Annotated in this window: 22 protein-coding genes and 1 pseudogene; 12 read left to right on the forward strand and 11 right to left on the reverse strand. The window is 66.4% G+C overall.

Going from position 1 to position 18,679, the window contains the following annotated elements; translation table 11 throughout:
- Positions 1-8: 8 nt before the first annotated feature.
- Entirely contained in the window at positions 9-569 is a 561-nt protein-coding gene (locus Q8M13_RS17275) for a PadR family transcriptional regulator (RefSeq protein WP_305301344.1), read from the reverse strand.
- Positions 570-877: 308 nt separating this feature from the next.
- Positions 878-1,777, reverse strand: coding sequence for a hydrogen peroxide-inducible genes activator (locus tag Q8M13_RS17280; RefSeq protein ID WP_305301345.1), 900 nt, complete (start codon positions 1,775-1,777; stop codon positions 878-880).
- Positions 1,778-1,898: 121 nt separating this feature from the next.
- Between Q8M13_RS17280 and Q8M13_RS17285 the strand changes: the two genes are divergently transcribed.
- The gene (locus Q8M13_RS17285) at positions 1,899-2,453 is read left to right on the forward strand and encodes a peroxiredoxin (protein WP_305301346.1); all 555 of its coding nucleotides are present in this window, start codon (positions 1,899-1,901) and stop codon (positions 2,451-2,453) included.
- A gap of 125 nt (positions 2,454-2,578) precedes the next feature.
- Entirely contained in the window at positions 2,579-3,115 is a 537-nt protein-coding gene (locus Q8M13_RS17290; protein WP_305301347.1) for a carboxymuconolactone decarboxylase family protein, read from the forward strand.
- On the opposite strand, the gene Q8M13_RS17295 is transcribed toward Q8M13_RS17290, so the two are convergent.
- Positions 3,112-4,605 carry a PLP-dependent aminotransferase family protein gene (locus Q8M13_RS17295; RefSeq protein WP_305301348.1) on the reverse strand — a complete coding sequence of 498 codons (1,494 nt, stop codon included), beginning with the start codon at positions 4,603-4,605 and terminating at the stop codon, positions 3,112-3,114. The genes Q8M13_RS17290 and Q8M13_RS17295 overlap by 4 nt on opposite strands.
- Before the next feature lie 56 nt (positions 4,606-4,661).
- On the opposite strand from Q8M13_RS17295, the gene Q8M13_RS17300 reads away from it, so the two are divergent.
- Positions 4,662-5,345, forward strand: coding sequence for a pyridoxamine 5'-phosphate oxidase family protein (locus Q8M13_RS17300; protein ID WP_305301349.1), 684 nt, complete (start codon positions 4,662-4,664; stop codon positions 5,343-5,345).
- Here the strand turns inward: Q8M13_RS17300 and Q8M13_RS17305 are convergent.
- Entirely contained in the window at positions 5,342-5,863 is a 522-nt protein-coding gene (locus Q8M13_RS17305) for an ATPase (RefSeq protein ID WP_305301350.1), read from the reverse strand. The genes Q8M13_RS17300 and Q8M13_RS17305 overlap by 4 nt on opposite strands.
- Positions 5,864-5,875: 12 nt before the next feature.
- A complete protein-coding gene (locus Q8M13_RS17310) occupies positions 5,876-6,727 on the reverse strand; it encodes a glutamate racemase (RefSeq protein ID WP_305301351.1) in 852 nt (283 codons plus the stop codon).
- Between the two features lie 214 nt (positions 6,728-6,941).
- Between Q8M13_RS17310 and Q8M13_RS17315 the strand changes: the two genes are divergently transcribed.
- From Q8M13_RS17315 to Q8M13_RS17330, 4 genes are all read left to right on the forward strand, one after another.
- Entirely contained in the window at positions 6,942-7,205 is a 264-nt protein-coding gene (locus tag Q8M13_RS17315; protein WP_305301352.1) for a hypothetical protein, read from the forward strand.
- A gap of 17 nt (positions 7,206-7,222) precedes the next feature.
- The gene (locus tag Q8M13_RS17320; RefSeq protein ID WP_305301353.1) at positions 7,223-7,888 is read left to right on the forward strand and encodes a TetR/AcrR family transcriptional regulator; all 666 of its coding nucleotides are present in this window, start codon (positions 7,223-7,225) and stop codon (positions 7,886-7,888) included.
- An 86-nt stretch (positions 7,889-7,974) separates the two neighbouring features.
- Positions 7,975-10,095: a M3 family metallopeptidase gene (locus Q8M13_RS17325; protein ID WP_305301354.1), complete on the forward strand. Its 2,121-nt coding sequence runs from the start codon at positions 7,975-7,977 to the stop codon at positions 10,093-10,095.
- 162 nt (positions 10,096-10,257) lie between these two features.
- A complete protein-coding gene (locus Q8M13_RS17330; RefSeq protein WP_305301355.1) occupies positions 10,258-11,076 on the forward strand; it encodes an SH3 domain-containing protein in 819 nt (272 codons plus the stop codon).
- Between the two features lie 53 nt (positions 11,077-11,129).
- On the opposite strand, the gene Q8M13_RS17335 is transcribed toward Q8M13_RS17330, so the two are convergent.
- Both Q8M13_RS17335 and Q8M13_RS17340 read right to left on the reverse strand, forming a co-directional pair.
- Positions 11,130-11,585 (reverse strand): SRPBCC family protein, encoded by a 456-nt coding sequence (locus Q8M13_RS17335; RefSeq protein WP_305301356.1) that lies wholly within the window; start codon positions 11,583-11,585, stop codon positions 11,130-11,132.
- Positions 11,578-11,904, reverse strand: a complete 327-nt coding sequence (locus Q8M13_RS17340) for a helix-turn-helix transcriptional regulator (protein ID WP_305301357.1) — start codon at positions 11,902-11,904, stop codon at positions 11,578-11,580. Before Q8M13_RS17340 ends, Q8M13_RS17335 begins: the two co-directional genes overlap by 8 nt.
- A gap of 364 nt (positions 11,905-12,268) precedes the next feature.
- Between Q8M13_RS17340 and ffh the strand changes: the two genes are divergently transcribed.
- The 3 genes from ffh to rimM all read left to right on the forward strand — a co-directional run bounded on the left by ffh (position 12,269) and on the right by rimM (position 14,962).
- Positions 12,269-13,792, forward strand: coding sequence for a signal recognition particle protein (gene ffh, locus Q8M13_RS17345; RefSeq protein WP_305301358.1), 1,524 nt, complete (start codon positions 12,269-12,271; stop codon positions 13,790-13,792).
- Positions 13,793-13,811: 19 nt separating this feature from the next.
- The gene (gene rpsP, locus Q8M13_RS17350) at positions 13,812-14,324 is read left to right on the forward strand and encodes a 30S ribosomal protein S16 (RefSeq protein WP_305301360.1); all 513 of its coding nucleotides are present in this window, start codon (positions 13,812-13,814) and stop codon (positions 14,322-14,324) included.
- A 98-nt stretch (positions 14,325-14,422) separates the two neighbouring features.
- Positions 14,423-14,962 (forward strand): ribosome maturation factor RimM, encoded by a 540-nt coding sequence (gene rimM / locus Q8M13_RS17355; protein WP_305301361.1) that lies wholly within the window; start codon positions 14,423-14,425, stop codon positions 14,960-14,962.
- A 176-nt stretch (positions 14,963-15,138) separates the two neighbouring features.
- Here rimM and Q8M13_RS17360 read toward each other — a convergent pair whose 3' ends face one another.
- A complete protein-coding gene (locus Q8M13_RS17360; RefSeq protein WP_305301362.1) occupies positions 15,139-15,333 on the reverse strand; it encodes a hypothetical protein in 195 nt (64 codons plus the stop codon).
- A gap of 78 nt (positions 15,334-15,411) precedes the next feature.
- Complete coding sequence (locus Q8M13_RS17365; RefSeq protein WP_305301364.1) at positions 15,412-16,272, reverse strand: acyl-CoA thioesterase II; 861 nt, start codon at positions 16,270-16,272, stop codon at positions 15,412-15,414.
- Between the two features lie 136 nt (positions 16,273-16,408).
- Between Q8M13_RS17365 and trmD the strand changes: the two genes are divergently transcribed.
- Positions 16,409-17,101 (forward strand): tRNA (guanosine(37)-N1)-methyltransferase TrmD, encoded by a 693-nt coding sequence (gene trmD / locus Q8M13_RS17370; RefSeq protein WP_305301365.1) that lies wholly within the window; start codon positions 16,409-16,411, stop codon positions 17,099-17,101.
- A 45-nt stretch (positions 17,102-17,146) separates the two neighbouring features.
- Entirely contained in the window at positions 17,147-17,554 is a 408-nt protein-coding gene (rplS, locus tag Q8M13_RS17375; RefSeq protein ID WP_305301366.1) for a 50S ribosomal protein L19, read from the forward strand.
- Between the two features lie 195 nt (positions 17,555-17,749).
- Here rplS and Q8M13_RS17380 read toward each other — a convergent pair whose 3' ends face one another.
- Complete coding sequence (locus tag Q8M13_RS17380; RefSeq protein ID WP_305301367.1) at positions 17,750-18,061, reverse strand: SHOCT domain-containing protein; 312 nt, start codon at positions 18,059-18,061, stop codon at positions 17,750-17,752.
- 246 nt (positions 18,062-18,307) lie between these two features.
- A pseudogene (locus Q8M13_RS21085) lies at positions 18,308-18,661 on the reverse strand (GFA family protein); the annotation flags it as partial.
- Between the last annotated feature and the right edge of the window lie 18 nt (positions 18,662-18,679).

Here is an 18,679-nt window from a genome sequence, read left to right on the forward strand (position 1 = left end):
CTCCATGCTCAAACCCGTTCGATCTTGGCGGCGGCCTCGTCGATCGCCGCGGCGATGGCGTCGATCTGTTCGTCGGTCGGGCGCTCGCCCTGCAGTCGCAGTCTCAAGGCGACGGCCAGGTTCTGCATGGCGCGCTCGACGCGCGGCGAAGACCGGGGCGAGGATTGAGCCGCCTCGTCCAACCGAGCAAAAACCGCATCCACCGCAGGCCGGTTCCGTTCCAGCGCCTCGGAGCCGGTGTCGGTGATCTCATAGGCCTTGCGACCGCCCTCGGCGCCGGTCTGACGAACGAAACCTTCGTCCTCCAGCAGGCTCAGCGTCGGATAGATCACGCCCGGGCTGGGCCGGTAGGCGCCGCCGGTGCGCTCTTCGAGGGCGCGGATGAGCTCATAGCCGTGGCCCGGCTTGTCCTTCAGCAGGGCCAGGATGACGAAGCGCAGGTCGCCGTGCTCAAGCAGGCGGCCGATCCGGCCCCCGCCGCCGCGCGGACCATGTCCGTGGCGCTCGCCGCCGCGGCCAAAGCCGCCAAACGAGCCGCGGGCCCGGTGTTCGTGTTCATGTCGCTTCATGTGATGTCGATACATTTTAGATCCTATTTAGATATGTCGATATGCGAGATATATCGCGATCAGATCGGAATTCAAGATATATCTTAGATAGTTTTTGAAAGGGCCCGCGCGCACCACCCATTCCTCTCCCTCGGGAGAGGCCAGGTGAGGGGGCGCTGCGCAGCGGCGCTCTGCTGAAAAGCGATCATCAAAAGCGGTAAGGCCGAAAGCCCCCTCACCCAACCTCTCCCCGGCGGGGAGAGGAGACGCGCGCGAAAGGCGGGATAGAGCAGGCCCATTCCTCTCCCAGGGGGGAGAGGAGAAGGGACTCAGGCCCCGCGAAGGGTCTCGGCCAGCAGGCGCCCTTCGGCGGCGCGGCTGGACCCGGCCCGCCAGGCCACGACAATCTCGCGGCTGGGGTGGTCGGCTTGAAGGGGCATCACCGAGACGTCGGCGGTGTCGGCCAGGCCCGCCGCCACCGCCATGGCCGGCAGGAAGGTCACGCCCAGGCCCGACCCCACCATCTGCACCAAGGTCGGCAGCGAAGTGGCGGCGAAAGCTTCCTCCTCCCCAGTCGCCTTGGGCGGACGCAGGCCGCAGGCCGCAAGCGCGTGGTCGCGCAGGCAGTGCCCGTCTTCCAGCAGGATCAGGTCGTCGGTCTCCATGGCCGAGGGCGGGGCCTCGGCGGCGTTGGCGAGCGGATGGGTGCTGGGCAGGGCGGCCAGCAGTTCATCATTGGAAACGTGAGCATGGGCCAGACCGGCCATGTCGTAGGGCAGGGCGATCAAGGCCGCATCGAGCTGGCCGGCCTTGAGCAGGGCGATCAGCCGGTGGGTCAGATCCTCGCGCAGATAGAGCCGCAGCTTCGGAAACCGCGCGCGCAGCAGGGGCAGGGCCTTGGGCAGCAGATAGGGCGCCACGGTGGGAATGACCCCGAGCCGGAAGCGGCCGGTCAGCGGATGGCCGGCGTTGCGCGCCGACTGCACCATCTCCTCGGCCTCGTTGAGGATGGTGGTGGCGCGCGAGAGCGCGACCTCGCCGACCGCCGTCAGAATCACGCCCGACCGCGCGCGATCCACCACCGGTCCGCCGAGGATTTTCTCAAGCTCCTGGACGCCTGCCGAGAGCGTAGGCTGGGTTACGTGCGCGGCCTCGGCGGCGCGGCCGAAGGAGCCATGCTCGGCTAAGAGCTTGAGATATTGCAGCTGTCGCAGGGTCGGCAGGTTCATGGACAACACATAGGAAATTTCTATCCAAGTTCCAGAAACAATCGATTGGCTATTTGCCAGTTGGATCCCTATCTCAGCGTCACGGCTTCGGCCGAACAGTTCAAATCAAATGGAGAAACACATGCTGGGCGTTGGCGAAAAGCTGCCGGAGTTCAAGGTTGTCGGTGTGAAGCCGAAGTTCAACCGTCATGAGGAAAACGGCGAAAGCGCCTTCGAGACCCTCAACAACGAATCCTTCCCCGGCAAGTGGAAGGTTATCTTCTTCTATCCGAAGGACTTCACCTTCGTTTGCCCGACCGAGATCGCCGAATTCGCGCGTCTGAACAGCCAGTTCGACGAACGTGACGCGGTCGTTCTCGGCGGTTCGACCGACAACGAGCACTCCAAGCTCGGCTGGCGCCGGGAGCACCCGGACCTCAACAGCCTGCCCATCTGGAACTTCGCCGACAACTCCGGCAAGTTCGCCCGTGCGCTCGGCGTCCTGAACGAAGACGAGGGCGTCGCCCTGCGCGCCACCTTCGTGGTCGACCCGCACAACGTCGTGCAGCACGTCTACGTGACGAACCTGAACGTGGGCCGCAACCCGGCCGACACCCTGCGGGTGCTCGACGCCCTGCAGACCGACGAACTGTGCCCGTGCAACCGTGCGGTTGGCGGCGACACCTTGGCGGCGTAAGGGTCCTCCAGCCCTTTAGGGAGCAGCTCGCACGAGCTTGAGCTGCTCCTACGTCGCCTCGTCCGGGAGCGCGCGATCTCCCCGCGCCTCCCGGACCCCCTTTTTATACGAATTCGGAGTCTGCCATGTCGCTCGACGCCCTGCGTGAGTCGCTGCCCGCCTATGCCAAGGACCTGAGCCTCAACCTGTCGAGCCTGGCCTCGGAAACCCTCCTGAACGACCAGCAGAAGTGGGGCACGTTTGTCGCCTCGGCCTACGCCGTCGGCACGCCCGCAGTGATCAAGGCCATCGACGCCGCCGCGCGCGAAGCTGGCCTCTCCGAGGAAGCGGCCACCGCCGCCAAGGCCGCCGCCGCGATCATGGGCATGAACAACGTCTATTACCGCACGCTGCACCTGCTCTCGAACAGCGAGTACAAGACCCTGCCGGCCAAGCTGCGGATGAACATCCTTGCCAATCCGGGCGTGGACAAGGTCGACTTCGAACTCTGGTCCACCGCCGTCTCGGCCATCAATGGCTGCGGCATGTGCCTGGACGCCCACGAGTCCGAACTGAAGAAGCACAGCGTCCCCAACACCTCTATCCAGGCGGCCCTGCGCATCGGCGCCGTGGTCAACGCCGTCAGCCGCGTGATCGCGGCCGAAGCCGCCGCGGCGTCCTAGGTCAGCGCCTTCTCCAATCGTGCGACCCCGCCCGCCATCGCGCGGGCGGGGAAGCCGGTGAAGCCCAGCATCAGACCTGAACGGGGCTGAGCCTGGCGATAGAGCCGGCTGATGGCCCGCACCGACAGACCCGCCTCAGCGGCCGCCGCCTCGACCTCCAGGTCCGAGCGATCGCCCTTCAGATAGGCGATCATGTGCATGCCGCCGTCCGGAACCTCGACCTCCATCACCGCCCCCAACCGCGCCGACAATTCGGCCGCGAGCACGTCGCGCTGCGCCTTGTAGGCGATCCGCCGCCGCCGGATGTGGGCGGCGAACTGCCCCTCGCGCATGAAGTCCAGCACGATGGCCTGGGTGAGGGTCGGCGGCTGACGATCCATCAATTGACGCGCATTGGCGAAGGCCCCGGCCAAGGCCTGCGGAACCACCGCGTAGCCAAGTCGCAAACCGGGGAAGAGCGCCTTGTTCAGCGTCCCCACATAGATCACGCGCTCGCCGCCATCGAGGCTTTGAAGCGAGGCCAGCGGCGGGCCGTCGTAGCGAAACTCCGAGGCGTAGTCGTCCTCGATGATCCAGGCGCCGGCGTCTCGCGCCCAGGCCAGCAGTTCCAGCCGGCGCCCCATCGAGAGCGTGACGCCCAGCGGATACTGATGGGAGGGCGTCACGCAGGCCACCTTGGCGTCCGGCGCGGCGGCGACGCCTGCGGCGACGACCATGCCGAACCGGTCGACGGGCACATAGCTGACCTCGGCGCCGGCCGAGACCAGGGCGTGACGGGTGGCCAGATAGCCCGGATCCTCGTTCCAGACCTTGTCGCCGGTCTTGAGCAGCACCCGCACGGCGATATCGACGGCATGCTGTGCGCCGGCGGTGACGATCACCTGATCGGGCGTGCAGGTCACCCCACGTGCGGCGCGCAGATAATCGGCGATCGCGGCGCGTAACTCGGCGTCGCCACGTGGATCGGAATAGCCGAAATGGACCGGCCCCAAGGTCCGCAACGCCCGGCGGGTCGAGCGCGACCAGGCGTCGAACGCCCGAGCGTCCAGCAGAGTGCGGCCGGTGGCGAACAGTCGCGCTTCCGGCCTTGGCTCGGGCAAGGCGATTTCGTCGAGGTCGCGAACGCGCGCCGGAATGCTGGGCGGGGCGCGGCTCGTCTCGACCACGGCGGGCCGCAGCTCGGCGACGCCGGACAGATCCTCAGAGACATAGGTGCCCGAGCCGCCGCGGGCGGCCGCATAGCCCTCGGCCAGGAGCTGCTCATAGGCCGCCACCACCGAGGCCCGCGCCACGCCGAGGCGTGCAGCAAAGTCCCGGCTCGACGGTAAGCGGCCGCCCGGCTTGAGCGCCCCGCTCATAATGGCGTCGCGCACCTGGTCATAGACCTGGCGGATGACAGGAGCGCCCGCCTCCGGCGATCGCCATGGATAGATCTCGGCCCAGCTCAGCGGTGAATCTCCCCAGCAAGTGGTTCGGCGCTTTAGCGTCAACTGGATCTACATAGCAGACCGCTCGGCGGCTAGGCAGGCCTGCGAAAGGAACCGCCATGACCGACGCCTTCAGCCCTAGGTCAAAAGCTCGCCGCAAGCCGGACCGCGCCAGCTATGAGGAAGCCGAGGTGTTCGCCATCCTCGACGCCGGCGTGCTTTGCCACGTCGGCTATGTGCTGGAAGGCCAGCCGTTCGTGACGCCCACCACCTACTGGCGGGAAGGCCGCAAGCTCTACTGGCACGGATCGGCGGCGAGCCGGATGATCAAGGCCCAGGCCAGCGGCCTGCCCGTCTGCCTGACCGTAAGCCATGTGGACGCGCTGGTGCTGGCCCGCTCCGGCATTTCGCATTCCATGAACTATCGCTCAGTGATGGTCTTTGGCCGGGCGCGGGAGGTCGAGGGATTGGAGGCCAAGCGCCTGGCGATGAGCGCCTTTATCGACCGGCTCTATCCAGGCCGCTCGGCTGAACTGCCGCCCGCCCACGACAACGAGATCAAGCAGATCGGACTGGTCGAGATGCTCATCGAGGAGGCGTCGGCCAAGTGTCGGTCCGGCGGGTCGAACCACGGTGCCGAGCGGACGCAAGCCGATCTGTGGAGCGGGGTGATCCCGATCACCACCCAGGTCGGGCGCCGCATGGCCGACGCCGACATGAGCGCCGGTTTGCAGCCCTCCGCGAGCCTGGCGCCCTATGTCGAGGGCGCGCGGTTCGACGACGTGCTGACCGCCCTCGCCTAGTCGGGCTTTCCCGTCTCGATGTATTTCTTCAGGCGGGCGACCTGAGCGCCGAGCACGAAGTCCACCGGCGCGGCCCAGGTCTCGGCCAGCCCGCCCTTGGCGTAGCCGCCGACATTGTAGGTGAGGGTCAGGACGCTCTTGGCCGGGTCAGCGGCCTTCGCCACTTCGAAGCCCAGATGGCCGGCGGCGCCTGTCGTCTGCAGCGGGCCAAGCCCGCCGAACATCTTCAGCGCGCCGGGGTCCGAATAGACCACGCTCATATGCCGCACGAAGCCGCCGGGAAGTTTCTCGCAAAAGCAGCCGGCCGCATCGATCGACAGGTTGCTGGCCTTGCCGGAATAGGTGTGATCGTCGCTCCACCACCGGCCGATGTCCTGGACCGCGGCGCGCGTCTTGGCCTGCGGCGCATAGATATTGACCACATGGCGGATCTGGAAACCGGCGGCCGATCGATCGGTCACTTCAGCCTGGGCGGCCATCGGGGCCGCTACGAGCATCACCGCCAACAGCAACCGCATGACCTTACCTCCCTAGGCTGCTTCGAAGCGCAGCGGCCCGCCCCAGAAAGTCTCCACCAAGGTGTGCTGGGCGCCGGGCTTTCCGGTGGTCAGGAACCGGCGCAAGCCGCTTTCGCCCGCTCGGTATTCCGGATGCTTGGCGAGATAGTCCGCCAGGGCCTCGGCGGTGGCGCCCGGCTGATGGATCAACGGCGTGCCCGGCTTGAGCGCCGCCCGGAAGATGTCGGCGACGATTTCATAGTGCGTGCAGCCGAGGATCGCCCGGTCGGGCGCACGGCCGATACGGCTGGTGATCGCCGCGACATGGGCCTCGATGGCGGTCGCCAGCTCGACCGCTCCAGCCCCCGCCTCGATCATCGGCGCCAGGGTCGGGCAAGGCTCGACGAACACCGCCACGTCCTGCCGCCGCTTATCGACCTCGATCTCATAGACCCGTGAACGGGCTGTCGCCGGGGTGCAGAACACCGCCAGGATGTCGAGCTTCTCGACCTTCTCCCCGCGCCGCTCGGCCTCATGCTCCCAGGGCACGCCGGTGGCCGCCTCGATGGTCGGAACAATGATGCCCAGGATGTTCACCGGGCGGCCGATCTGCTTGCGATAGGCGGGTAGCCAGGTTTGTTGCAGCCGCCGCAAGGCGATGCCCGAGGCGGTGTTGCAAGCCAGCACCACCAAGTCGCAACCCTGGGCGAACAGGGTCTCGCAACCGCGCCGGGTCAGATCGACGATCTCTTCACCGTCACGGCCGCCGTAGGGCGCATTGGCCTGGTCGGCCAAATAGACAAAGTCCGCGTTCGGCATCGCCTGCACGAGCGCACGGTGAACGGACAGGCCGCCCACGCCGGAATCGAAAACGCCAATAGCCATGCTCTCCAATGTACCCCTCAGGCGGATCGGCGTCCATGCGGCCGGAACCAGCCCCGGTTCGCCGAACTGCGGAATTTCGGATTGACGAATACGTCATTCTGACATATTTGTCAGTCCGAGCTTTACAGTGTGGTGCGTATCGCCCGCGGGCGGCCTTCGACGCAGGCCCTCCGCGCCGCTCTGCGTCGCCCAACCTGAACCGAGCCCCAGACCTATGGCCCTCCCCGCCCGCGCGCTAGACAACCTGACCCCCGAAGATCCGGCCTCGACCTGGGTGATCGGGGTCGAGGTTGACCTCGCCACCGCCCTGGCGCTGGCGCGCGCCTCCACCAAGGCGCTGCTGGAACTGTCGCCCCTGGCGCATCGCGAAATCACCGCGGCGCTGGAGCACGAGATTCAGATCCTGGAACAACAGAGTGATCCGCTGTCGTTGGCCGCCGCCAACGCCGTGAAGCAATACCTCCCCGAGGCAGCCTGACCGCCCCCCGTCGCCCCATGCGGGTCAATCTCGAGGCCCGGGCCGCGGCCGCCGAGAACCGCAAGGCGCAGACGCGAGAGCGCTTGCTGGATGCGGCCATCGTCGTCATCGGCGACAAGGGTCCCGACGCCTCGTCGGTCGAGGATTTCGTAGCCGCCGCCGATGTCTCGCGCGGCACCTTCTACAACTACTTCCCGACGATGGAGGACCTGCTGCGCGCGGTCCGCCGCAAGCTGACCGACGCGCTGATGGCGGTCCTCGACGCCCATCTGCCGTCCAGCATCCCGGCGTCCTCTCGACTCGCCACCCGGCTTCACAGCCACTTCGCCCTGGTCAGCCACGACCCGGCCTGGGGCTGGGTCGTGATGCGGCTGGACGCCACGCGGCTGGGGCGCACCCCGGCGATGGAAGAGAGCTTCGACCGCATGTATCGCGAGGGCGTCGCCGCCGGCGAGTTCCGCCCGGCCGACCCGCTGGCGGTCCGCAGCCTGACGTTCGGAACCAGCCGCATGGTTCAGCGCGACATCCTGCTTGGCCTGGCCACGCCTGAGCACAAGGAGCGCGTCGTGGCGCTCCTGCTCGTCACCTTCGGGCTGACGCCGGAAGACGCCGAGCGCATCAGCCGGGAATCGGCGCTGCGGGCTGCGCAGATCCAGGACCAGGTCCCGCTGAGCGCGATCTAACGTCACATTACAAGCCCGTCATGTGACGTGCGGCATGGTTGACCCTAAGGTCCGGCCAACTTCGCTTGAGCTTCTCCGGAGACCCTATGAAACGGCGCACGTTCCTTGCCGCATCTGGCGCATTCGCCGCTGCCGCGACCCTGCCCATCAGCGCACTCGCCCAGGCCGGCGCCAGCGCCATGACCGCGGAGTGGATCGGTCCCTATGGCGGCGTTCCGGCCTTCGACAAGGTGGCGACCGCCGACTTCGTTCCGGCCCTGACCGCCGCGATGAAGGCCGACACGGCCGAGATCAACGCGATCGCCAACAACCGCGCCAAGCCGACCTTCGACAACACCATCGCGGCCCTGGAACGCTCTGGCGGCATGCTCGACCGGGTCGACACCTTCTACGGCATCTGGAGCGGCACGCTCTCGACCCCGGAGATGCGCGCCATCGAGAAGGAAATGTCGCCCAAGCTGTCGGCGCACAGCGACGAGACCCTGCAGAACGCCAAGCTCTTCGCGCGTATCGAGGCCGTCTACAACGACCGCGCCAAGCTGACGCCCGAGCAGCAGCGCCTGACCTGGGTGTATTGGAACCGCTTCGTGCGCGCCGGCGCCAAGCTGTCGCCCGCCGACAAGGCGCGCGTCGCCCAGATCAACCAGGAACTGGCTGGCCTGTTCACCAACTTTAGCCAGAACCTGCTGGCCGACGAGACCGACTACGTCCTCTATCTGCGCACCGAGAGCGAGCTGGCCGGCCTGCCCGACGACGTCCGCGCCGCCGCCGCGACCGCGGCCGAGGAACGTGGTCGCAAGGGCGAGTACGCCTTCCTCAACACCCGGTCCTCGATGGATCCATTCCTGACCTATTCGAAGCGCCGCGATCTGCGCGAGAAGGTCTGGCGCACCTACTACAGCCGCGGCGACAACGGCGACGCCAAGGACAACAACGCCAATATCCAGAAGATCCTGAAGCTGCGCTACGAGCGCGCCCAGCTGCTGGGCTTCCCGACCCACGCCCACTGGCGCCTCGACAACGCCATGGCCAAGACGCCCGACGCAGCCATGGAGCTGATGATGCGGGTCTGGCCCTCGGCCATCGCGCGTGTGAAGGAAGAGGTCGCCGAGATGCAGGCGATCGCCGATCAGGAGAAGGCCGGCGTCAAGATCGAGCCCTGGGACTACCGCTTCTACGCCGAGAAGGTCCGCAGCGCCCGCTACGACCTCGACATGAACCAGATCAAGCCGTACATGCAGATGGAGAAGCTGCGCGAGGGCATGTTCTGGGCCGCGGGCGAGGTCTACGGCTTCAGCTTCGAGCAGGTCTCAGGCCTGCCGGTCGCTCACCCCGACATCCGCATCTGGGAGGTCAAGGGCCGCGACGGCCAGCATATCGGCCTCTGGTACTTCGACCCCTATGCGCGGACCGGCAAGCGCTCCGGCGCCTGGATGAACGCCTATCGGAACCAACAGAAGTTCGACAAGCCGATCACCACGATCGTCTCCAACAACTCGAACTTCGTGAAGGGCGCGCCCGGCGAGCCGGTGCTGATCTCGTGGGACGACGCCGAGACAATGTTCCACGAGTTCGGCCATGCCATCCACGGCCTGAACTCGAATGTGAACTATCCGACGGTGTCGGGTACCGCGGTCGCCCGCGACTATGTGGAGTTCCCCAGCCAGATCAACGAGCACTGGCTGCCGACCAAGCAGGTGCTGTCCAAGTTCGCCCTGCACCACAAGACCGGCGAGCCGATTCCGCAGGCCCTCGTCGACAAACTGGAAAAGGCCAAGACCTTCCGCCAGGGCTTCGACGTCACCGAGTACCTGTCCTCGGCGCTGATCGACATGAAGCTGCACCTCGCCGGCGGAGCGGACATCGATCCCGACGCCTTCGAGCGCGACGAACTGACCAAGCTCGGCATGCCGCCTCAGGTGGTCATGCGTCACCGCACCCCGCAGTTCGGCCACGTCTTCGCGTCCGACGGCTATTCGGCCGGCTACTACAGCTACCTGTGGTCCGAGACCCTGGCTCTCGACGTGGTCGACGCCTTCAAGGCCTCGCCCGGCGGGATGTACGACAAGGCGATGGCCAAGAAGCTGCATGACAACGTCATGAGCGTCGGCAACTCCATCGACCCGGCGATCGCCTATCGCAACATGATGGGCCGCGACGTCGATGTGACGGCCTATCTCCGCGACAAGGGCTTCCCGACTACCTGATCGGCGCCTCAGCGTTCGTCCCGGCGCCTGCCGCCGGGACGATACACATGGTGATGGCCCCCAGAGGCCCAGGGTCCTGGAACGAAACGACCCCCGCGCGCATTTTCCAGCAAAGCTTGTTGCGCTCGTCCCGACGCGCCCTCGTCTCGTTCAGGAATACATATGCGCCCATCGAATTTTACCGCGGCCCTGTTGGCCGTGACTCTCGCCCTTCCGGCCTCGGCCTACGCCCAGCCGACCATGCGCCAGGGCAATCCGCTCTCCTCGATTTTCGGCTGTGACGCCGGCGGCAACAAACAGACCGGCGGCGCGGTGATCGGCGGCTTGGTCGGCGGCGTGCTCGGCAACAACCTCGCGAAGAATGAACGCGGCCTCGGCACTGTGCTCGGCGCGGCGGCCGGCGCGGCCGCAGGCTCCTATGTCGGTTGCCGCATGCAGCGCAGCGACCAGCAGAAGGCCCAGATCGCCGCCCAGAACGCCCTGGACCGCGGCGGCTCGCAAAGCTGGAGCAACCCGCAGACGGGCGCGTCCGGCGATGTGCGGGTAGTCTCGACCAGCACCAGCCAATCCTCGAACTATCCGCCGGTTTCGATGAGCGGAATGCGGTTCGCCGCCGGCGTTGAACCGGTGTCGAACTACGCCGCCGCCGGCGGCCGCTACAAGTCAGCCAACACAGTCAATCTGCGCGGTGGCCCCTCGACCTCGGCCCCGGTGGTCGGCAAGCTGCGCCCTGGCGAAACCATCGACGCCGTGGCGCGCGTCAGCGGCGGTGACTGGATCCTCGCGGGCCGCGACGGCGTGGCGATAGGCTACGTCGCCCAGAGCGTCGTCAGGCCGGTCAGCAACGGCCAGACCTATGCCAGCGGCGCCGAGACCTGCCGCACCTTCGACCAGACGATCCGCACCCAAGGCGGCGCGCCGGAAACCCAGCGCCACACCGCCTGCAAGGGCGGCAACGGCGAATGGGTCGTGCAGAGCTAGGGAGCATGGCGTGGAGGGGCGCGAAGACGCCCCTCCACGCCTTCCCAACCCGCTCAATCCCAGAGATTGCCCTCAAGCGTCCGCCCGGTTTCCAGCAGGGTCTTGAGGTTGGACAGCACCGCCGGCCAACCCTTGGCCATCCCGCTCGCCATCCCCGACCCGGCTTCCAAGTCGCTATGGGTCACGGTCAGCTTGGCGTTGGGCCCCACCGGCGAGATATCGAAGGTCACCTTCGAGTGCCGCGACTCGTCCTGCGGGTCGCTCGGCGTCCCCCAGCTGATGACCATGCGGCTGGGCGGATCGATCTCAACGACCGTGCCGATCAGATCGACCGTGCCGCTCTCGTCCAGCCGCACGTGCCGCCAAGGCGAGCCCTGCTTCCAATCCGAGACATTGTAGTGCTCCCAATAGGCCTTGGTCAGGTCACGCTCGATAAGCGCGTTCCAGACCGTCTCCGGACTGGCGGCGATATAGACGACATAGACGAAGTTCGGGGCGCGCTCAGGCACGACGCTTCTCCTGCTTGGTTTCGATCTGTTCTTTGAAGTCGGTCAGGGCGTCCAGGCGGACGTCCTCGAACTTGCCCACCCAGCGGCGGACGATCTCGCCGATCGGCACGGGGTTCAGATAGTGCAGCTTCTCGCGACCGCGCCGCACGACGCTGATCAGGTTGGCGCCTTCCAGGATGGCCAGATGCTTGGTCACCGCCTGCCGTGACATCGGCAGGCCGGCGGTCAGCTCGGCCAGGGTCTGGCCATTGCGCGCGAACAGCGCATCCAGCAGAGCGCGGCGGCTTTCATCGGCAAGGGCGCGGAAGACGTCATCCATGGCGCGAACAATAGGCAACCATTTGGTTGCCCGTCAAGGCGCCATGCCCACGCCCGTCATCCTCCGGTCAGCCGCAGGCTGATCCGGGGAACCCAAGCGGCCGAGCAAGTTCTGAAACTCAGCTTGGGTCACTCGGATCTCGCTACGCGAGCCCGGAGGATGACGAGCGTGGGCGCGGCCAGAACGCTCAATCCTTGACCTAATCCGTCCACAGGCGCATAAGCGCGCCCTTCTGGCGCATAGCATTCGCGCCCTCCACCGCCACGACCCCTGCGACTGATGCAGGACGAGGGCGGAGAGGCCCCCCGTCGACGTGATCGTCCACGGGGGTCGATTGCGTTTGGGCCGACAGGAGTTTCACCGCGTGTTCGACGCACTTACAGATCGGCTTTCCGGGGTATTCGACCGCCTGTCCGGGCGTGGCGTACTTTCGGAAAAGGATATCGACGAAGCCCTGCGCGAGGTGCGTGTCGCCCTGCTTGAGGCCGACGTCGCCCTGCCCGTCGTTCGCGAATTCATCTCCAAGGCAAAGGAACGGGCCACCGGCGAGGAGGTGATCCGTTCGATCCGCCCCGCCGACCAGGTCGTCAAGATCACCTATGACGGCCTGATCGAAATGCTGGGCGGCGAGGAGCCCGAGGGCCTGAACCTCGCCCTCAATCCGCCGACCGTGATCCTGATGGCCGGCCTGCAAGGGTCGGGTAAGACCACCACGGCCGGCAAGCTGGCCCTGAAGCTCGTCAAGGACCGTAAGAAAGTCCTGCTGGCCTCGCTCGACACTCGCCGTCCGGCCGCCATGGAGCAGCTCGCCCTGCTGGCGACCCAGGCCGGCGTCGAGAGCCTGCCGATCGTGGCCGGCCAAGCGGCTACCGACATCGCCAAGCGCGCCATGTCGGCCGCGCGCCTGCAAGGCTACGACGTCCTCATCCTCGACACCGCCGGGCGCACGACGCTCGATGAGGCGATGATGAGCGAAGCGGCCGAGATCGCGAAGATCGCGAACCCGGCCGAGACACTGCTGGTCGCCGACAGCCTGACCGGCCAAGACGCAGTTCGCACCGCCAAGGCCTTCCACGAACGCCTGCCGCTGACCGGCCTGGTGCTGACGCGGGCCGACGGCGACGGCCGCGGCGGCGCTGCTCTGTCGATGCGCGCGGTCACCGGCCTGCCGATCAAGTTCCTCGGCGTTTCGGAAAAGATCGACGGCCTGGACGTGTTCGATGCCCGCCGGGTCGCGGGCCGGATACTCGGACAAGGCGACGTCGTCGCCCTGGTCGAGAAGGCCTCCCAGGACCTGGACGTGGCCAAGACCGAGGCCATGGCCAAGAAGCTGGCCAAGGGCCAGTTCGACCTCGACATGATGTCCGAGCAGTTCGCCCAGATGAAGAAGATGGGCGGCATGGAAGGGCTGATGGGCATGCTGCCCGGGGTCCAGAAGGCCAAGAAGCAGCTCGCCGAAGCCAACATCTCCGACAAGACCCTCGATCGCCAGCAGGCCATCATCTCCTCGATGACCAAGCAGGAGCGGAAGAAGCCCGACATCCTGCAGGCCTCGCGCAAGCGCCGGATCGCCAAGGGCGCCGGCGTCGACGTCGCCGAGGTCAACCGCTTGCTCAAGCAGCATCGCCAGATGGCCGACGCCTTCAAGATGATGAGCCGTGACGGCGGCAAGGGCTTCGCCCGCATGGCCGGCATGATGGGCGGCGGCGGTATGGACCGTTTGAAAGCCATGGGCGGCGGCAAGATGCCGACGCCCGATCCCAAGCAATTGGAAGAACTCGGCAAGCTCGCCGGCCAACCGGGCGGACTGCCCGGCCTCGGGTCCGGCCTGCCGAAGCTTCCCGGCCTCGGCGGCTTGCCGGGCCTCAATCCCTTCAAGAAATCCTAGAGCTTACAAAGGACTAACCATGCTCAAGATTCGCCTCGCCCGTGGCGGCGCCAAGAAGCGCCCCTACTACTCGATCGTCATCGCTGACAGCCACTCGCCCCGCGACGGCCGCTTCATCGAAAAGGTCGGGTCCTACAACCCGATGCTGAAGAAGGAAGATCCGACGCGCGTGACGCTGAAGATCGAGCGCATCCAAGAGTGGATCGGCAAGGGCGCCCAGCCGACCGACCGCGTTGCGCGTTTCCTGGCCCAAGCCGGCCTGGTGAAGTGGGAACACGGCAACAACCCGCAAAAGGCCGTCCCGGGTCAAAAGGCCAAGGAACGTGCTGAAGAGCGCGCTCAACGCGAAACCGACCGCGCCGCGGCCGCCGCCGAAGCCGCCGCTCAGCCGGCTCCGGAACCGGAACCCGTTGTCGAAGAAGCTCCCGCCGCCGAAGCTCCGGCTGCTGAAGAAGCTGCTCCGGCCGCTGAAGAAGCTCCGGCCGCTGCTGAAGAAGCCGCTCCGGCCGACGCCGAAAAGACCGAAGGCTAATACCGATACCGCTCATCCCGGCGAAAGCCGGGACCCAGGCGGCGCTATAGTTTGGGCCCCGGCCAAGGTCGGGGTGAGCGAGTTTTGGAACCACGGTCATGAGCGACGAGTCGCGCAATCTCCTTCTTGTCGCTCAGATCGGGGGCGCCCATGGCGTCCGCGGCGAACTGAAGATCACCACCTTCACCGCCGATCCAATGGCGTTGGCCAACTATCGCAACCTGCTGCGGCAGGATGGGAGCCCGGCTGTCGTCATCGCCTCGGCTCGGCCGGTGAAGGGCGGTCTTGTGGCGCGCCTGAAGGGCGTCGATGATCGCAACGCCGCCGAAGCCATGCGCGGCCTGAAGCTCTACATCACTCGTGACGTCCTGCCCGAGCCCGAGGAAGACGAGTATTATCTCGCCGACCTGATCGGCCTGACCGTCGAGACTGAGGCCGGCGAAGTGCTGGGCAAGGTCAAGCTCGTCCAGGACTTCGGAGCGGGCGACCTGCTGGAAATCCAGCCGAAAGCCGGCGCCAGCTGGTGGCTGCCCTTCACCCGCGAAGCCGTGCCCCAGGTGCGGATCGCCGAAGGCAAGATCATCGCCGCCCCGCCCACGATGATCGAAGACGAACCTACGATGCCGGAAGCGGACTGAGCTCAAGGCTCGATTGGGATTGAGTAAACTCACCCCCGCTCATCCCGGCGAAAGCCGGGACCCAGATCTCATGGGTCCGCGGTCGATTGGATCAGCTCGGAACCTGTAGAACCCACATCTGAACTACTCCATCTGGATCCCGGCTTTCGCCAGGAGGAGCGGTATTGGGTGTGGACTTAGCTGGCCGCCATCCGGGCCAGCAGAGCGGCCCCTGCCGGGGTGATGTTCCAGCCCTCGCGGCTGCGCTCCGCCATGCCCAGTTCGGTCAGGGCGCGTGCGTCGGCGATGTTCACAAACGGCACGGGCTCGCCGTCCCGCTTCCGCGCCAAATCCCGCAAGGCTTCGATTTGGCCGCTGGTCAGATCATCCATCAGGACAGATTACACCCTCGCGCCCTCGGCGCTCCACACGATCGGTGGCCGGCCCCTCAACGAGGCCGGCGCCACGTCCTACTTCTTCAGCCGCATCAGGCCCTCTTGGGCCACCGAGGCGACCAGTTCGCCCTTGGCGTCATAGATCGCGCCGCGCACGAACCCACGACCGCCCGAAGCGCTGGGGCTGTCCTGGGTATAGAGATGCCAGTCGTTGAAGTTCGACGGCTTGTGGAACCACATGGCGTGGTCGAGGCTGGCCGATTGCAGGCCCGGCGTCTGCCAAGCGACGCCGTGCGGCCGCATCGCGGTCGACAGCAGGTTCATGTCGGACGCGTAGGCCAGGATCACTTGATGCATGCGCGCCTCGTCGCCGATCGGCGCCACGGCCCGCATCCAGGTGTCGCTCTTGGGTTCGCCCGCCTTGGGCTTGCGGCCAAAGCCATAGTTGTCGCGACCCAGCATCTCGATCGGACGCGGACGGTTCATCATCCGCCGCATCTCTTCAGACGCGTTTTCCAGCATCTTGGCCTTCTGAGCGTCGGCCTCGGCGGCGTAGGTCTCCGGACCCGGAACGTCGGGCATCGGGGCCTGGTGCTCGAAACCCTCCTCGGCCACCTGGAACGAGGCGGCGAGATTGAAGATCTGTTTGCCGTTCTGGACTGCGATCACGCGGCGGGTGGTGAAGGTGCCGCCATCGCGCGAGCGATCGACCTCGAACAGGATCGGGATGCGCGGATCGCCTGGACGGATGAAATAGCAGTGCAGGGAGTGGCAGATCCGGTCTTCGACCGTCTCATAGGCCGCCAGCAGCGACTGGGCGATCACTTGGCCGCCGAAAATCCGGCCGGGGCCGTCCTCAGGGGAAACACCACGGAAGAGATTCACCTCGATGCGTTCGAGGGCGAGGGTTTCGACGAGAATTTCCGGCGTTTCCATGGGGTCTCTAAAAATGCTGCAACTGCGAAAGGACTTGGCTTAATCCCTTGCTCTCCAGTCGGCAAGGCGCGGCATAGTGGCGTTCGGCCGCGCGCGAGGATGGAAAACCTGCGTCACTTCGTCCACAAGCCGCCTCATGAGCTTTGACGCCACCGTCCTGACCATGTTTCCCGAGGCCTTTCCGGGGCCTCTCGGCGTGTCCCTGATCGGCACCGCCTGGCGCGAGCATGGGCTTTGGACATTGGAAACAGTGGACATTCGGGGCTTTTCCAAGGATAAGCGCGGCTTCCTCGACGACACCCCTGCGGGTGGCGGCCCGGGACAAGTGATGCGAGCGGACGTCATCGCGGCTGCGCTGGATAGCGTGGACCGTCGGGGACGGCCGCTTTTGTACATGAGCGCACGCGGCAGACCCCTGACCCAGGCGCGCGTTCGAGAGTGGGCTGACGGGCCTGGACTGATCGTCCTGGCTGGCCGGTTCGAAGGGGTGGACCAGCGGGTGCTCGACAGCCGCGGGTTCGAGGAAATCGCCGTTGGCGATGCGGTGCTCGCCGGTGGCGAAGCTGCAGCGCTGGTGACGATCGAAGCGTGCGTAAGGCTCGTGCCCGGCGTCCTCGGCCAGGCTGCGAGCTTGAGTGAAGAGAGTTTCGAGGACGGGCTTCTGGAGCATCCGCAGTACACGCGACCGCGGGAATTCGAGGGGCTTGAGATTCCCGAAGTGCTGCTGAGCGGCCACCACGCGCAAGTGCGAAAGTGGCGTGAGGCGCAGCGGGAAGATGCGACGCGGGAGCGACGGCCAGACCTCTGGGCGCAGCGATCCGCCAAATAACAGGCAAGGGGCGAGTAAAGCCCAGTGAACAAGGACTAGACGACCATGAACATCATTCAGCAGCTCGAAAAAGAAGAAGCCGATCGCCTGATCGCCACCCGCGCGATCCCTGACTTCCAGCCGGGCGACACGCTCCGCGTCAACGTGAAGATCAAGGAAGGCGAGCGCGAGCGCGTCCAGGCTTACGAAGGCGTCTGCATCGCCCGTCAAGGCGGCGGCATCAACGAGAGCTTCACCGTCCGCAAGATTTCGTTCGGCGAAGGCGTGGAACGCGTGTTCCCGCTCCACTCCCCGAACATCGACTCCATCGAAGTGAAGCGTCGCGGCGTCGTTCGTCGCGCCAAGCTGTACTATCTGCGCGATCGTCGCGGGAAGTCGGCCCGGATCGCCGAACGTCAACAGGCCCCCGGCGCCAAGGCCGCCGCAGCGGCGAGCGAAGCTTCCGAAGGCTAAGCCTTCAAAGCCTGATATTCAAACGGCGGCCGTGGAGACACGGCCGCCGTTTTCGTTTGTGGGTCTCGAACGCGGCAGGTCGGCCACAACTCCAATCAGGAGCGTTACTGACCGGCCGGAGACGCCCCGTGCGCGCCAAGGGCCCGCCCAGCGCATCCTGGCCGAAGTGCTGTCCTATGAGGACAGAGTTCGCCGTCAGCCGAGGATACGCGCCTTCTGAACGGCGAATTCCTCCTCGGTCAGCACGCCCGAGGCGCGCAGGTCGGCCAGCTTCTGCAGCTTGCCGATCGCCTCATCGGTCAATCCCCCTGGCGCGGCGGCGGGCGCGGCCGCGGCAGGCGGCGGTGCAGGCTCGGCGGCGGCCGGTGCGGGAGCAGCGCCCGCCGCCTGACGGGCGGCCACCTTGCCGGAGACGGCCGTAGCGGTCCCGGCGATCACGGCGGTGCGGGCGGCGGTTTGCGCCGTGCGTCCGAGCAGACTCGGGCGACCTCTTCTGGATCCGACCAAGGTCGACCTCCTCATCTAAGGTTTGACCGGACGCGGACACCCGCCAACCGGAACCAAAAACCTACGTTCGGTGGCGCGGGTCGGCAAGTCAACTTTATGGCGACTAAGGTGAAGCTTCGGTCGCGAGGGCCTATCCCTCGGCCCACGCCGTCCAGGCGCGCATGACCGGTGCGAAGTCGGTTGGGTTTGTCTCGTAGAGCAACTGGTCGCCCTCGAGGTCATCCAAGGCTGCGCGCTCTTGGTCCAGAAGGCCGCGACCGGATGAACCCAGCTTGCATCGTCCAGCGTCCCCGGCCGCAGCGTCAGGGAGTGCGGACCGCCGGGCGGCTCTGTGAAGACCCGCACGCCGCACTTAGCGCAGAACCTCTGGGGAATGACCGCCCCGGAGTCAGCGGTCCGCAGCCAGGTCGCGGGCTCGCCCTCGGTCAGCTCGAAATCCTTGCGCAGCACCGACATGCCCAGACTGAACGCCGAACCGGTCAGGGTCTGGCAAGCGGTGCAGTGACAGGAATAGATCCCCAATGGCGCCCCGCTCAGCCGGTAGCGGATAGCTCCGCAGGCGCAGCCGCCGGCCACCGGGAAGTCAGGCAAGCGGCTCATGGCGGCGGCCCCTCAACG

The organism is Phenylobacterium sp., assembly GCF_030681155.1.
Taxonomy (GTDB): Bacteria; Pseudomonadota; Alphaproteobacteria; order Caulobacterales; family Caulobacteraceae; genus Phenylobacterium.

Coding starts and splice junctions, on each gene's coding strand:
- Q8M13_RS17360 (WP_305301362.1), bottom strand. CDS start 15,333: ATGGATGATCTGACCAGCGGCCAAATCGAAGCCTTGCGGGATTTGGCG.
- Q8M13_RS17305 (WP_305301350.1), bottom strand. CDS start 5,863: ATGCGGTTGCTGTTGGCGGTGATGCTCGTAGCGGCCCCGATGGCCGCC.
- Q8M13_RS17320 (WP_305301353.1), top strand. CDS start 7,223: ATGCGGGTCAATCTCGAGGCCCGGGCCGCGGCCGCCGAGAACCGCAAG.
- Q8M13_RS17310 (WP_305301351.1), bottom strand. CDS start 6,727: ATGGCTATTGGCGTTTTCGATTCCGGCGTGGGCGGCCTGTCCGTTCAC.
- rimM (WP_305301361.1), top strand. CDS start 14,423: ATGAGCGACGAGTCGCGCAATCTCCTTCTTGTCGCTCAGATCGGGGGC.
- Q8M13_RS17280 (WP_305301345.1), bottom strand. CDS start 1,777: ATGAACCTGCCGACCCTGCGACAGCTGCAATATCTCAAGCTCTTAGCC.
- Q8M13_RS17300 (WP_305301349.1), top strand. CDS start 4,662: ATGACCGACGCCTTCAGCCCTAGGTCAAAAGCTCGCCGCAAGCCGGAC.
- rpsP (WP_305301360.1), top strand. CDS start 13,812: ATGCTCAAGATTCGCCTCGCCCGTGGCGGCGCCAAGAAGCGCCCCTAC.
- Q8M13_RS17340 (WP_305301357.1), bottom strand. CDS start 11,904: ATGGATGACGTCTTCCGCGCCCTTGCCGATGAAAGCCGCCGCGCTCTG.
- Q8M13_RS17330 (WP_305301355.1), top strand. CDS start 10,258: ATGCGCCCATCGAATTTTACCGCGGCCCTGTTGGCCGTGACTCTCGCC.
- Q8M13_RS17365 (WP_305301364.1), bottom strand. CDS start 16,272: ATGGAAACGCCGGAAATTCTCGTCGAAACCCTCGCCCTCGAACGCATC.
- Q8M13_RS17325 (WP_305301354.1), top strand. CDS start 7,975: ATGAAACGGCGCACGTTCCTTGCCGCATCTGGCGCATTCGCCGCTGCC.
- Q8M13_RS17290 (WP_305301347.1), top strand. CDS start 2,579: ATGTCGCTCGACGCCCTGCGTGAGTCGCTGCCCGCCTATGCCAAGGAC.
- Q8M13_RS17315 (WP_305301352.1), top strand. CDS start 6,942: ATGGCCCTCCCCGCCCGCGCGCTAGACAACCTGACCCCCGAAGATCCG.
- rplS (WP_305301366.1), top strand. CDS start 17,147: ATGAACATCATTCAGCAGCTCGAAAAAGAAGAAGCCGATCGCCTGATC.
- Q8M13_RS17285 (WP_305301346.1), top strand. CDS start 1,899: ATGCTGGGCGTTGGCGAAAAGCTGCCGGAGTTCAAGGTTGTCGGTGTG.
- trmD (WP_305301365.1), top strand. CDS start 16,409: ATGAGCTTTGACGCCACCGTCCTGACCATGTTTCCCGAGGCCTTTCCG.
- Q8M13_RS17275 (WP_305301344.1), bottom strand. CDS start 569: ATGAAGCGACATGAACACGAACACCGGGCCCGCGGCTCGTTTGGCGGC.